The 12,533-nt window shown below is 73.1% G+C and carries 13 protein-coding genes; 6 read left to right on the top strand and 7 right to left on the bottom strand.

The window, feature by feature from the left end:
• Window positions 1–7: 7 nt before the first annotated feature.
• From ACZ6YG_RS19870 to ACZ6YG_RS19850, 5 genes are all read right to left on the bottom strand, one after another.
• The gene (locus ACZ6YG_RS19870) at window positions 8–319 is read right to left on the bottom strand and encodes an L-rhamnose mutarotase (protein WP_148030755.1); all 312 of its coding nucleotides are present in this window, start codon (window positions 317–319) and stop codon (window positions 8–10) included.
• Between the two features lie 76 nt (window positions 320–395).
• Window positions 396–1,466, bottom strand: coding sequence for a rhamnose ABC transporter substrate-binding protein (gene rhaS / locus ACZ6YG_RS19865; RefSeq protein ID WP_466018813.1), 1,071 nt, complete (start codon window positions 1,464–1,466; stop codon window positions 396–398).
• Window positions 1,463–2,437, bottom strand: coding sequence for an ABC transporter permease (locus ACZ6YG_RS19860; RefSeq protein WP_148030753.1), 975 nt, complete (start codon window positions 2,435–2,437; stop codon window positions 1,463–1,465). Before ACZ6YG_RS19860 ends, rhaS begins: the two co-directional genes overlap by 4 nt.
• A complete protein-coding gene (locus ACZ6YG_RS19855) occupies window positions 2,430–3,461 on the bottom strand; it encodes an ABC transporter permease (RefSeq protein ID WP_466018812.1) in 1,032 nt (343 codons plus the stop codon). Before ACZ6YG_RS19855 ends, ACZ6YG_RS19860 begins: the two co-directional genes overlap by 8 nt.
• Window positions 3,458–4,954: a sugar ABC transporter ATP-binding protein gene (locus ACZ6YG_RS19850; protein ID WP_466018811.1), complete on the bottom strand. Its 1,497-nt coding sequence runs from the start codon at window positions 4,952–4,954 to the stop codon at window positions 3,458–3,460. The genes ACZ6YG_RS19855 and ACZ6YG_RS19850 overlap by 4 nt, the downstream gene beginning before the upstream one ends.
• Before the next feature lie 168 nt (window positions 4,955–5,122).
• Here ACZ6YG_RS19850 and ACZ6YG_RS19845 point away from each other — a divergent pair, with 168 nt between their 5' ends.
• The 6 genes from ACZ6YG_RS19845 (at window position 5,123) to ACZ6YG_RS19820 (ending at window position 10,372) form a co-directional block, all read left to right on the top strand.
• Window positions 5,123–6,421 carry a rhamnulokinase gene (locus ACZ6YG_RS19845; protein WP_466019000.1) on the top strand — a complete coding sequence of 433 codons (1,299 nt, stop codon included), beginning with the start codon at window positions 5,123–5,125 and terminating at the stop codon, window positions 6,419–6,421.
• Window positions 6,418–7,464: a LacI family DNA-binding transcriptional regulator gene (locus ACZ6YG_RS19840; RefSeq protein ID WP_219548214.1), complete on the top strand. Its 1,047-nt coding sequence runs from the start codon at window positions 6,418–6,420 to the stop codon at window positions 7,462–7,464. The genes ACZ6YG_RS19845 and ACZ6YG_RS19840 overlap by 4 nt, the downstream gene beginning before the upstream one ends.
• A gap of 32 nt (window positions 7,465–7,496) precedes the next feature.
• Window positions 7,497–8,066, top strand: coding sequence for a hypothetical protein (locus ACZ6YG_RS19835; RefSeq protein ID WP_148030749.1), 570 nt, complete (start codon window positions 7,497–7,499; stop codon window positions 8,064–8,066).
• A 35-nt stretch (window positions 8,067–8,101) separates the two neighbouring features.
• A complete protein-coding gene (locus ACZ6YG_RS19830) occupies window positions 8,102–8,707 on the top strand; it encodes a cyclodeaminase/cyclohydrolase family protein (RefSeq protein ID WP_364232235.1) in 606 nt (201 codons plus the stop codon).
• A gap of 78 nt (window positions 8,708–8,785) precedes the next feature.
• Window positions 8,786–9,613 carry a bifunctional 5,10-methylenetetrahydrofolate dehydrogenase/5,10-methenyltetrahydrofolate cyclohydrolase gene (locus ACZ6YG_RS19825; protein ID WP_271279362.1) on the top strand — a complete coding sequence of 276 codons (828 nt, stop codon included), beginning with the start codon at window positions 8,786–8,788 and terminating at the stop codon, window positions 9,611–9,613.
• A gap of 81 nt (window positions 9,614–9,694) precedes the next feature.
• Entirely contained in the window at window positions 9,695–10,372 is a 678-nt protein-coding gene (locus ACZ6YG_RS19820; RefSeq protein WP_148030746.1) for a type 1 glutamine amidotransferase, read from the top strand.
• A 7-nt stretch (window positions 10,373–10,379) separates the two neighbouring features.
• Here the strand turns inward: ACZ6YG_RS19820 and ACZ6YG_RS19815 are convergent, their stop codons facing one another.
• The gene (locus ACZ6YG_RS19815) at window positions 10,380–11,120 is read right to left on the bottom strand and encodes a sulfite exporter TauE/SafE family protein (protein ID WP_271279364.1); all 741 of its coding nucleotides are present in this window, start codon (window positions 11,118–11,120) and stop codon (window positions 10,380–10,382) included.
• Window positions 11,121–11,230: 110 nt separating this feature from the next.
• On the bottom strand, window positions 11,231–12,529 hold the full coding sequence (locus ACZ6YG_RS19810; RefSeq protein ID WP_466018810.1) for an FAD-dependent oxidoreductase: 1,299 nt from the start codon (window positions 12,527–12,529) through the stop codon (window positions 11,231–11,233).
• Window positions 12,530–12,533: the final 4 nt, after the last annotated feature.

Genomic DNA, 12,533 nt, shown 5'->3' with positions numbered 1-12,533 from the left:
CCCCGATTCAATCCAGATGGAAGACTTCTCCGAGCAGGACCCGGCCCTGGTCGGCCCGGCCCGACTCGAAGAACGGCGCCATGTCGGTCTCCCACCGGGTGCTCACCCCGGTGGCCGCCATCGCCCGCTGCGCCGCCTCGAAGTCGTCGGTCTCCAGGTAGCCGACGAGCAGGCCGTCGTCGCTCAGGAAGAGCGAGTAGTTGCGCCATCCGGCCCCGCGCAGCGCGTCGAGCATCTCCGGCCACACGTGCCGGTGCCGCTCGCGGTACTCGTCGAGCCGGTCCGGCCGGACCTTCAGCAGGAAGCACACCCGCTCCACAGATCTCTCCTTCCCGCGCACGCGCGCCCCGGGCCGGTCCCGGGACGCGCGCGCACTGTGTGTCGATGCGTGAGGGTCAGAAGTCGAAGTCGTCGATGTTGGACGCCTCGAAGGTGAACGGCGGGCCGAGGATGACCTCGCCCTTCGCGCCGATGGTCCGCTCGCCGAGCTTGCCCGCCTTGAACGTCTCGCCCTCGGCGCCGGTGATCTGCCCGGACACCAGCGCGGCGGCCGCGTAGGAGGCCAGGTAGCCGAGGTCCTTCGGGTTCCACAGGGCGAACTTCTCGACGGTGCCGTCCTTGACGAACTGGCGCATCTGGTTCGGCGTGCCGAGGCCGGTGAGCACGACCTCGCCCTTGTACTTGGAGCCGGAGATGTAGCGGGCCGCCGCCGCGACGCCGACGGTGGTGGGCGAGATGATGCCCTTCAGGTCGGGGTAGGCCTGCAGCAGGCCCTGCGTCTCGGTGAACGACTTCTGGTCGTCGTCGTCCCCGTAGGCGACCTTGACCAGCTCCATGTCCTTGTACTCGGCCTTGGTCAGCTCGTCCTTCATGAACTCGATCCAGGTGTTCTGGTTCGTGGCGTTGGCCGTGGCCGACAGGATCGCGATCTCGCCCTTGTGGCCGATCATCTCGGCGAGCAGCTGGACCTGGCTGCGGCCGACCTCCTCGGAGCCGGCCTGGTTGATGAACAGGTCACGGCACTCGGGCGCGGCGTCCGAGTCGTACGAGACGATCTTGATGCCCTTGTCCCTCGCCTGCTGGAGCGGGCCGCACACGGCGTTGGGGTCGTTGGCCGAGATGAGGATGGCGTCGTGGCCCTGCTGCGTGAGGGTGTTGATGTAGGAGATCTGCGAGGACGCGGACGCGTCGGACGGGCCGACCTCCTTGGCCTCGCCCTGGAACTCCCCGGCGGCCTCGGCCCCCGCCTCGGCGACGATCGTCATGTAGGGGTTGTTGATCTGCTTGGGCAGGAAGGCCAGCTTCAGGCCCTGCTTGATCGGCGCGTCCGGGTCGGCGGCGGCCGCCGCGGACGAGGCGGGCGGCTGCGCGGGCGCGGACGTGACGCTCGACTTGGTGGTGCCGCCGCAGGCCGCGACGCCGAGGGCGAGCACTGCCGTGAGTGCGGCGAGGCGCATCGGTCTCATGGGGTTCCTTTCAGTGCCGACGTGCCGGATCTGACCGGTCTGAGCAGGGAGATGAGACGGGGGGTGAGCACCGAGACGATGAGCAGGAGACCGGTGACGATCGACTGGATCTCGGTCGAGACGTCGTTGAGCATGAGCAGGTTGCGCAGCAGCCCGATGAGCAGCACGCCGGCGATGACGCCGCCGAGCGTGCCCTTGCCGCCGTCGAAGTCGACGCCGCCCAGCAGCACGGCCGCGATCACCGCCAGCTCGATGCCGAGCCCGTTGTCGGCGCGCGCGGACCCGTACCGCAGGGTGAAGACGACCCCGGCGAAGGCGGCGACCGTGCCGGAGAACACGAACAGCAGCAGCTTGATCCGCTTGACCCGGATGCCGCTGAAGAACGCGGCCTGCTCCTGCGCGCCGATCGCGAACAGCGCCCGGCCGAAGCCGGTGGCGTGCAGCACCACCGCGACGACCACGGCCAGCAGGACGAACAGCGCGACCGGGTACGGGACGAACGTGCCGGGCACGTCGTCCACGGCCAGCGCCGTGTACTGGGGCGGGAACTGGGCCACCGCCTTGTCTCCGAGCACCACGTACGCCAGCCCCCGGTAGAGGGCGAGGGTGCCGATCGTGACGGCCAGCGACGGCAGCCCGAGCCGGGTGACGAGCAGCCCGTTGACCAGCCCGCAGAGCGCGCCGGTGAGCACCACGAGCGGGATGATGGTCTCGATCGCCATGCCGCCGTCCCACAGCGCGCCGACCAGCGCGCTCGACAGGCCCAGCACGGACGCGACCGACAGGTCGACCTCGGCGGCCACCACGAGCATGGTCATGGCGAGCGCGATGAGCGCGATCTCGCCGAGGTCGCCGAGCGCGAACGACAGGTTGCCCGCGGTGGCGAACGAGGGCGAGCCGAGGGCGCCGCCCGCGAACACCGCGACCAGCAGCAGCCCGATGATCACGTCCCAGCGGAGCACTCTAGCCATGGCGGCTCCTCCTTCTGAGCAGCCGGGCGACCCGCAGGGCCAGCACCCGGTCGACGCTGATGGCGATCAGGAGCAGCGCGCCGGTGATGGCCTGCTGCCAGAACGGGTTGACCCGGAGCACGACCAGGGCGCCGCCGATCACGGTGAGCAGCAGCGCGCCGAGCGCCGCCCCGTACACGCTCCCCACGCCGCCGGTGATGGCCACGCCGCCGACCACGACCGCGCTGATCACCAGCAGTTCCCAGCCGTTGGCGGAGTCGGCGACGACGGTGCCGAAGCGGGCCAGCCAGAGCACTCCGGCGAGCCCGGCCAGGCAGCCGCTGACCAGGTAGGCGGCCAGGACGCGGCGGCGGACCGGGACGCCGGCCAGCCGGGCGGCCTCCGGGCTGGACCCGATCGCGTAGAACTCCCGCCCGCTCGGGTAGGCCCGCAGGTAGTAGCCGATCGCGAACATGATCACCACGGTGATGAGCGGCAGGTACGGCACGCCGAGCACGGCCCCGTTGCCCAGCGACAGCAGCGCGGGCGGCAGGTTGACCGCGTTGATCTGGCGACCGGCCGCGACGTAGTGGCACACGCCCTGGAAGACGTAGAGCGTGCCGAGCGTCACGACCAGGGCGGGCACCCGGCAGAAGCTGACCAGCAGCCCGTTGAGGAGGCCGCAGGCGGCGCCGATGGCGATGCCGAGCACGACGCCCGGCACGACCCCCCAGCCGCTCGCGAGCGCGTCGCCGACCACGAACGCGACCAGCCCGACCACGGAGCCGACGGACAGGTCGAGGTTGCGGGTGATGACCACCATCGACTGGCCGACGGCCAGCAGCGCCAGGATCGCGGTGTTGAGCAGGATGTCCTCGACGCCCTGCCCGGACAGGAAGTTCGGGTTGACGGCGGCGGTGCCGCCGACGAGCGCGGCCAGCGCGAGGACCAGGCTCAGCTCGCGGGCCCTGAACACCAGGTCGACCAGGTTGCGGGCGCTGCGGTCGCGGGCCGCGGGTTCGGGCCGGGTGGTGGCGGCGGTCACGCGGCTCTCCCGGTGGCGGCGGACATGACGCTCTCCTCGGTGGCCTCGGCGCGCGGGATCTCGGCGGTGATCCGGCCCTCGTGCATGACCAGCACCCGGTCGGCCATGCCGAGCACCTCCGGCAGGTCGGAGGAGATCATCAGCACCGCGATGCCCTGCCCGGCCAGCTCCGACAGCAGCCGGTGCACCTCGGCCTTGGTGCCGACGTCGATGCCGCGGGTGGGCTCGTCGACGATGAGCACCGATGGGCCGGTGGCCAGCCACTTGGCGAGCACGACCTTCTGCTGGTTGCCGCCGGACAGCACGCCGACGTTGTCGCCGAGACCGGCGAACTTCAGCCGGAGCCGGACCGCCCAGTCCCTGGCCCGGTCGCGTTCGGCGGCGCGGGAGATGGTGAGGCCGCGGCGCAGCGAGCGCAGCCCGGTCAGGCCGATGTTGCGCTCGATGGACAGCTCCATGACCAGGCCCTGCTGCCGCCGGTCCTCCGGCACCAGGGCGAGCCCGGCGGCCATGGCGGCGGTCGGGCTGGCGGCGGGCAGCGGCCGGCCGTCCACGTGCACGGCTCCGGCATCCCACCGGTCGATGCCGAAGACCGCCCTGGCCACCTCGCTGCGGCCGGCCCCGACCAGGCCGGCGAGCGCGACGATCTCGCCGCGCCGCACCTCGAACGAGACGTCGGTGAAGACGCCCTCCCTGGTCAGCCGCTCGACCCGGAGCGCCACCTCGCCCGCCTCGGTGTCCCGCTTGGGGTAGAGGGCGCCGAGCTCGCGGCCGACCATCCGGCGGATCAGGTCGTCGTGGGTGAGCCCGCCGACGGGCTCGCTGGCGATCCAGGCGCCGTCGCGCAGGGTCGTGACCCGCTGGCAGAGGGAGAAGATCTCGTCCAGCCGGTGCGAGATGAACAGGACGGCGCACCCCTGCCCGCGCAGCGCCTCCACGACCGAGAACAGCCGGGCGACCTCGTTGCCCGACAGCGCGGCCGTCGGCTCGTCCATGATCAGGACCCGGGCGTTCCTGGAGATGGCCTTGGCGATCTCGACGAGCTGCTGGTCGGCGATGGACAGGCCGCGGGCCGGCTGTTCGGGGTCGACGGTGACGCCGAGCCGGGCGAACAGCTCAGCGGACCGGGCCCGCATGGCGCGGCGGTCGATGCGGCGCAGCGAGGTGCGGGGCTGGCGGCCCATGAAGATGTTCTCGGCCACGGACAGGTCGGGGAAGAGCGTCGGCTCCTGGTAGATGACGGCCACGCCGGCCCGCTGGGCGTCGGCCGGGTTGTGGAAGACGACGGGCTCGCCGTTCAGCAGCACCTGGCCGCTGTCCGGGCGGTGGACCCCGGCGAGCGTCTTGACGAGGGTGGACTTGCCGGCGCCGTTCTCCCCCGCGAGCGCGTGCGCCTCCCCTGCGAACAGTTCCAGCGACACCTCGCGCAGGGCCCGCACGGCGCCGAACGACTTGCTGACGTTGGCGAGCGCGAGGGCGGGGGGACCACTCATGCGTCCTCCGGACGACAAACGTTTTAACTGGATGTTTCCGGAATCTAGGTGCTGCACCCGTGGCCGTCAATGCCTGCGGCCGATGTCTGGCGCAGATGGAGTTGCTACGTTTTAATCAAGGTCGTGCGATTCACAGCTGTTGATCTGGGCGCCTCCAGCGGGCGGGTGATGAGCGCCGGCGTGTCCGGCGGACGGATCGAGCTGGAGGAGGTGCACCGGTTCCCCAACCGGCCCGTACGGGTGGGGGGAACCCTGCACTGGGACATCCTCTCCCTCTACCAGGGGGTGCTCGACGGGCTGCGCAAGGCCGGCCCGGCCGAGTCCGTCGGGGTCGACTCGTGGGCGGTGGACTACGGGCTGCTCGACGGCGACGGCAGGCTGATCGGCAACCCGGTGCACTACCGCGACGCGCGCACCGCCCGCTTCACCGAGCGGGTGGACCCGTACGAGGTGACGGGGATGCAGTTCCTGCCCTTCAACACCGTCAACCAGCTGCTCTGCGAGCCGCTCGACCGGGCCGAGACCATGCTGCTGATCCCGGACCTGCTCGGCTACTGGCTGACCGGGACCATCGGGGCCGAGCGGACCAACGCCTCCACCACCGCCCTGTACGACGTGAGCGGGCGGGAGTGGGCCTGGGAGCTGATCGACAAGCTGGGGCTGCCCCGGCGGATTTTCCCGGACTTTCTGGAAAGCGCTTCCCCGTTGCGGGAGGACGTGGCGGAAGAGGTCGGCTACCGCACGGACGTGGTCAAGGTCGCCTCCCACGACACCGCCTCGGCCGTGGTGGCCGTGCCCGCCGGGACCGACCGCTTCGCCTACGTCTCCTGCGGCACCTGGTCGCTGGTCGGCGTCGAGCTGCCCGCGCCCGTGCTCACCGAGGAGAGCCGCCTGGCCAACTTCACCAACGAGGCCGGGATCGACGGCACCACCCGCTATCTGCGCAACGTCATGGGCCTGTGGATCCTCCAGGAGTGCCTGCGCGCCTGGGGCGGCCCGCCCCTGGAGCCGCTGCTGGCCGAGGCGGAGACCGCGCGCACGGACACGGTCGTCGACCCGGACGATCCGTCGTTCCTGCCGCCGGGCGACATGCCGGCCAGGATCGCCGCCTACTGCGCCCGCACGGGGCAGCCGGCGCCGGAGGGGCGCGCGCAGGTCGTACGATGCATCCTGCAGAGCCTCGCCCTCGCCTACCAGCGGGCGATCGCCGACGCCGTCCGCCTCAGCGGCCGGCCGGTCGAGGTCGTCCACCTGGTGGGCGGCGGGTCGCTGAACACGCTGCTGTGCCGGCTCACCGCCGACGCGACCGGGCTGCCGGTCGTGGCCGGTCCCGTCGAGGCGGCCGCGCTCGGCAACGCGCTGGTGCAGGCTCGCGCGCGCGGCCTGGTCGGCGGCCTGGCCGAGATGCGGGAGCTGGTCCGGCGCAGCGCGGGCGTGCGCACCTACGAACCACGGGAACGCGGATGAGTATCGACGGTTGGGACGAGGCGCCGGCCGGGGCAACCCGGCCGAGCCCGTCCATCAAGGATGTCGCGGCCCTGGCGGGGGTGTCGCCCGGCACCGTCTCCAACGTGCTCAACCGGCCCGAGAAGGTCGCCGGGGCCACCCGCGACCGGGTGGAGAGCGCGATCAGGGAGCTGGGCTTCGTCCGGCACGGCTCGGCGTCCACGCTGCGCGCCGGCCACAGCCGCACCATCGGCCTGTCCGTGATCGACATCGGCAACCCGTTCTTCACCGACGTGGCCGCCGGGGTCGAGGACCTGGCCAGCGAGCGCGGCTACGCCGTCATCCTGGGCAACTCCTCGGGCAGCCGGGTCAAGGAGGAGCGCAACCTGCTCGTCTTCGCCGAGCAGCGGGTGCGCGGGGTGCTCATCACCCCTTCCGACCAGGACCCGATCCGGCTCGACCGGCTGCGCGAGCGCGGCATCAGCGTGGTGCTCGTCGACCACCCGGCCGAGCGGCCCGACCAGTGCGCGGTCGCGGTCAACGACGTGACGGGCGGGGCGATGGCCGTCGAGCACCTGCTGGCGGGCGGCGCCGACCGGGTCGCCTACGTCACCGGGCCGGCCGCCATGCGCCAGTGCCAGGACCGGCGGCGCGGCGCCGAGCGAGCGCTGGCCGCCGCCGGGCGCGACCCGCGCGACCTGCGCGAGGTGGCCATGCCGGCGATGACCGCCGCCGCCGGGCAGCAGGCCGCCGAGAAGCTGCTGGCCCAGGACGTGCTGCCGGACGCGCTGTTCTGCGCCAACGACCTGCTGGCGCTGGGCGTGCTGCGCGGGCTGCTGCAGGCGGGGGTGCGGGTGCCGGAGGAGGTGTCGCTCATCGGGTACGACGACATCGACTTCGCCTCGGCCTCGACCGTGTCGCTCAGCTCGATCAGGCAGCCGACCTACCAGCTCGGGCGGGCGGCCACCGAGCTGCTGCTCGACGAGTGCGACAACCCCGACACGCACGCCCACCAGCAGATCATGTTCCAGCCCGACCTCGTCGTGCGGGAATCCACGCGGTAGCTTGGGGGGCCAACCGAACAACGGGGAATGTCATGACCAACGGTGTTCGTCACGTGCTCGGGTTCGTCGCCGGCCTGTTCCTCCCGTCGTTGATTCTGGTCGGCCTGCTGTACGGCACGGGCGAGATCACCCTCTCCGCCCAGCGGTTCTTCGCCGTCTCCTGGGCGGCGATCGGGGTGCTGGTGGTCACCGCGATCGGGCTGGCGTTCCTGGTGGGGTCGCGGCTGTCCCCCGTCGCGTCGCTGCTGGGCGGGCTGCAGTACACGGTGCTGGGCCTGCTGCCGATCCTGGAGCTGGGCGGCACGCGCCTGCTGCCGACGAACTGGCTGCCCCTGCCCCTGGCCAGGGGCTACATGAACGCCGGCTACCTGGGGTTCCTGCTGCTCCTCGGCGTGCTGCTGCTGGCGGCGTCGGCGTTCCCGTCGCGGTGGCGCGGGCGGCCCAGGACGGACGGCCAGCCCGCGCCCTACTACGCCCCCGGTCCGCATGCCTACTCCGGTCCCGCCGGTCCTTCCGGCCCGCCGCCCGCCGCCGAGCGCGACCCGTACGCCGGTGAGCCGTGGCGCGGGGACGACGCCACCCGCCCGATGCGCCGCGACTGACCGGCCGGGGGCACGGGGCTGGCAGAATGCCTGGCATGCGTGACACCACCATCGCCGCCTTCCTGTCCGAGCTCGCCGGCAAGGTGCCCGCGCCGGGCGGGGGCGCCACCGCGGCCCTGCACGCGGCGCAGGCCGCGGCGCTGCTGGGCATGGTGGCCCGCTACTCCACCGGCGAGAAGTACGCCGAGCACGCGGCGGTCGTCTACGCCGTGATCGGCGAGACCGACGAGCTGCGGGCGCGGGCGCTGGACCTGGCGGAGGCCGACGCGGCGGCGTTCACCGCGGTGACCGACGCCTACCGGCTGCCCAAGGGCGAGGAGCGCAGCCTCTCCATCGCCCGCGCGCTGGCCGGCGCGGCCGAGCCGCCCGCGCGGGTGGCCGAGACGGCGTACCGGCTGGTGGAGCTCTGCGAGGCGCTGCTGCCGATCGGCAACCGCAACCTGCTCACCGACGTCGCGGCGGCGGCCGAGGCGGCGCGTGCCGCGCTGACCACGGCCCGGGTGAACGTCGAGGTCAACCTGGGCGGCATCACCGACGAGGGCACCCGCGGCGCGCTGCTGTCGCGCCTGGCCGAGGTCGACTCCGCCGCCGCCCGCGCCGAGCGGGTGACGGCCGAGGTACGCACCGGTCTGAAGACGTGAGCGACCCCTTCGCGCCGTAGGACTGGCGCAGGGAAACGGACGGGAGTTGAGGACACTGGCGGGCGAGAGGGCGGGCGCGTGAGGAAGCTGACCGGCAAGGAGCTGGCGCAGGCGATCAGGGCGCAGACGGCCGCCGAGGTGGCGGCCGGGCCGCAGCCGCGGCTGGCCGTGGTGGTGGCGACCGACGACGAGGCGAGCCTGTGGTACGTGCGCTCGATCGCCAAGGCGGCGGCCGGGGTGGGCATCGCGGCCGACATCGTGGACCTCGGCCCCGCCGCGAGCCCCGGGCAGATCCGCGAGAGCCTCGTCAGGCTCAGCGGGGACGGCGGCGTGCACGGCCTGATGCTGCAGACGCCGCTGCCGCCGGGCGCCTCGGCGCAGGAGCTGGCCGGGGCCATCGACCCGCGCAAGGACGTCGACGGCGCCAACCCGCTCTCGCTGGGCAGGCTGGCCGCCGGGCTGCCCGCGTTCGCGCCCGCCACGGCGGCGGCGGTGATGGCGCTGCTCGACCATTACGGCGTCGAGCTGAAGGGCAGGCGCGCGGTGGTGGTGGGCCGCTCCACGGTGGTCGGCAAGCCGCTGGCCCACCTGCTGCTCGACCGGCACGCCACGGTGACGGTGTGCCATTCGCGCACCCGCGACCTGGCCTCCGTCACCGCCACCGCCGACGTGCTGGTCGCGGCCGTGGGCCGGGCGGGGCTGATCGGCGCCGATCACGTGGCCCCTGGCGCGGTCGTCATCGACGTCGGCACCAACCCCACCGACGACGGCGGCCTGGCCGGCGACGTCGACTTCGAGCCGGTGTCGGCCAGGGCCGGGGCCCTCACCCCGGTGCCGGGCGGCGTGGGGCCGGTGACCACGGCGCTGCTGCTGCGCCACACCGCGAGGGCGGCGAACCTTCCGTGAGCCGTCATTCCGGCGGCTTCGGGCTCGGCCGGGCCGGGGACGTGGACGAACTGATGCTCGGCTCGATGGCGGAGGCCCGCGATGCGTGACGTCCTGGTGGTGCAGAACAGCCGGAGCGGCGGCCCGGGCCGGTGGGGCGGCTGGCTGGAGGAGGCGGGGCTGCGGCTGGACGTGGTGCACGCCTACGACGGCGAGCCGGTGCCCGACCGGCTGCGGCACGACGCCATGATCATGCTGGGCGGCGGCTACCTGCCGGGCGACGACGACCGGGCGCCGTGGCTGGCGCCGACCCGCAAGCTGGTGGCCGAGGCGCTGGCGGCGGAGGTGCCGCTGTTCGGCATCTGCCTGGGCGGGCAGATGATCGCCGAGGTGGCGGGCGGCGAGGTGACCGCCGACGCGGGCGCCCCCGAGAACGGCAGCCTGCCGGTCACCATCCGGCCGGAGGCCGCCGATGACCCGCTCTTCCACGACCTGCCCGGCGTGGTGCCGGCCATCGAGCACCACGTCGACGCCATCACCGCGCTGCCGCCCGGCGCGGTGTGGCTGGCGGAGACCGCGCGCTGCCCGTACCAGGCGTTCCGGGTGGGCGGCCGGGCGTGGGGGGTGCAGTTCCACCCGGAGGTGCCGCCGGCCCGGATCAGGGAGTGGCGGGCCGACGGGTTCGACCCGGACGAGGTGTACGCGCGGGCGGTGGCGGACGAGCCGGTCTCCGCGCCGATCTGGCGGGAGGTGGCCCGCCGCTTCGCCGGGCTCGTCTGAACGGCGGTCAGCTCGTGTACGCGTCGTAGCCGAGCTTCACCGCGACCGCCAGGCCGCAGGCGGCGGCGAGGTAGCGGAGGCTCTGGCCGGGAAGACGCCGGGCGATCTTGGGGCCGAACCAGCCGCCGAGCAGGAACCCCAGGGCCAGCGGGACCGCCGCGCCCCAGTCGACCGGCCCGAACACCGCGAAGCCGGTGGCGGCGACCGCGTTGGCCATCCCGGACAGCACGTTCTTCAGCGCGTTCAGCTTGGCCGGGCTGCCCTCCAGCATCGACGACAGGACCGCCAGCATGAGGATGCCGCCCGCCGCCCCGAAGTAGCCGACGTAGATCGCGACGGCGAACAGCGCGCAGCGCATGAGCGGCCCGTGCTCGCTGTTGAGCTCTCCCCGGGGCGGGCGGATCAGCAGCAGCGAGGCCAGGCCGATCAGCCAGGGGGCGATCTGCTCGAAGGTCTCGGACGGGGTGACCAGCAGCAGGAAGGCGCCCGTCGCGCCGCCGAGCATGGTCAGCCAGCCCAGCCTGAGCACCCGCGGCCCCTGCCCGGCCAGCTCGGGCCGTGAGCCGAAGGCCGCGCCGAGGCCGGTGAACAGCAGCGCGACCGTGTTGGTGACGTTGGCGGTGAGCGGCGGCAGCCCGAACGCGAGCAGCGCCGGATAGGACACGATCGAGGCGAGGCTCACCACGGTGCTGACCACGCCGGCGAACGCGCCGACGGCGAGCAGGCCGAGCACCTCTCCCACGATCACCCGGACATGCTAGGCGGCGTCCGTCCGCTCGCGGTGGCCGGGGTTGTCAGGATCGCCTCACCTGCCGCGCGCCGTACGGGCTCGCGGTGGCCGGGGCCGTCAGGGTCGCCTCACCTGCGGCGCGCCGTACGGGTGAGTCCGGCCGCCAGGATGGCGGCGGCCAGTCCGGCGGCGGCGGCCCAGCGGCGCTGGCGGGTGACGCGCCGCTCCACCTCGGAGTACGGGGTGGTGGAGAACGACACCAGCTCGTAGCGGGACGCGTACCGGCCGGGCAGCGCCCGCTCCAGCGCGTGCTCCAGCCGCTTGCCGGCCAGGAACAGGCGGGACCCGACCTTGTCGCGCATCTCCACGAAGTTGTCCAGCGCCAGCCGGGCGATCACGTCGGTGTCGGCCTTGCGCCGCTCGAACAGCTCCAGCGCCGCGGCGAAGTCGTCGCTCGTCTCGTCGAGGCACCGGTCGAGCTCGACGCAGTCCTCGAAGCCGCAGTTGGCGCCCTGGCCGTAGAAGGGGACGATGGCGTGCGCGGCGTCGCCGATCAGCCCCGCCGTCACCTCGCCGGTGGTCACGTGCCAGGGGCTGCAGCGCATGGTGACGAGGTGGCCGACGGGATTGGCCTGGTAGTGCTCGACCAGGCCGGGCATCAGCTCGAACGCGTCCGGATACTCACCGGCGAAGCGCGCCCTGATCCGTTGCGGGGTGTCGAGGGCGGCCAGGTCGTCGTGCGGCCAGAACAGGGTGCAGGTGAACGACCGGTCGGGGTTCGGCAGGGCGATCATCATGGCGCGGCCGCGCGGCCAGATGTGCAGCGCCCCCGGCTCCATGGCGTACGCGCCGTCCCTGGGCGGGATGGTCAGCTCCTTGTAGCCGTAGTCGAGGTACTCCTGCCTGAAGTCGACGCCCGGCAGGGCCTGCAACCTGGCCCGGACCGCGCTGTGGGCGCCGTCGGCGCCGATCACCACCCGCGCGCGGGCGGTGGCGCCCGAGCCGAACTCCAGCCTGCCGGTCCGCTCGTCCAGCCCGGTCAGCCGGTGCTCGAACAGCACTTTGACCCCCGGCATGGCGGTGGCCGCGTCCAGCAGGATCCTGTTGAGCTCGGCGCGGCCGATGGAGTTGATCGCGTGCCCGCGGTCGGCGCTGTAGGGCTGGAAGGTGAGCTCGCCGTCGAGGGCGTGCATCATCCGGCCCGGCATCGGGATCGCGGCTCCGAGCACCTCCCGGTCCAGGCCCAGCCGGCGCAGCGCGTCGACGCCCCGCTCGGAGATCGCCAGGTTGATGGACCTGCCGCCGCCGGCCCCGGCCCTTCTCGGATCCGGGCGTCGCTCGTACAGGGTGACCTCGTGTCCGCGGCGGGCGAGGAAGCAGGCGAGCAGGCACCCGACGAGCCCCGCGCCGACGATCGTGACCTCCATCACT

The sequence above is a fragment of the Nonomuraea sp. NPDC054003 genome, assembly GCF_055585125.1.
This window is presented reverse-complemented; position numbering and strand designations above follow the sequence as displayed.

What these genes read in the sequence shown, in the direction of transcription:
- ACZ6YG_RS19820 (WP_148030746.1), top strand. Translation starts at nt 9,695, where the DNA reads ATGCGTGACGTCCTGGTGGTGCAGAACAGCCGGAGCGGCGGCCCGGGC.
- ACZ6YG_RS19810 (WP_466018810.1), bottom strand. Translation starts at nt 12,529, where the DNA reads ATGGAGGTCACGATCGTCGGCGCGGGGCTCGTCGGGTGCCTGCTCGCC.
- ACZ6YG_RS19840 (WP_219548214.1), top strand. Translation starts at nt 6,418, where the DNA reads ATGAGTATCGACGGTTGGGACGAGGCGCCGGCCGGGGCAACCCGGCCG.
- ACZ6YG_RS19845 (WP_466019000.1), top strand. Translation starts at nt 5,123, where the DNA reads ATGAGCGCCGGCGTGTCCGGCGGACGGATCGAGCTGGAGGAGGTGCAC.
- ACZ6YG_RS19835 (WP_148030749.1), top strand. Translation starts at nt 7,497, where the DNA reads ATGACCAACGGTGTTCGTCACGTGCTCGGGTTCGTCGCCGGCCTGTTC.
- ACZ6YG_RS19860 (WP_148030753.1), bottom strand. Translation starts at nt 2,437, where the DNA reads ATGGCTAGAGTGCTCCGCTGGGACGTGATCATCGGGCTGCTGCTGGTC.
- rhaS (WP_466018813.1), bottom strand. Translation starts at nt 1,466, where the DNA reads ATGAGACCGATGCGCCTCGCCGCACTCACGGCAGTGCTCGCCCTCGGC.
- ACZ6YG_RS19850 (WP_466018811.1), bottom strand. Translation starts at nt 4,954, where the DNA reads ATGAGTGGTCCCCCCGCCCTCGCGCTCGCCAACGTCAGCAAGTCGTTC.
- ACZ6YG_RS19830 (WP_364232235.1), top strand. Translation starts at nt 8,102, where the DNA reads ATGCGTGACACCACCATCGCCGCCTTCCTGTCCGAGCTCGCCGGCAAG.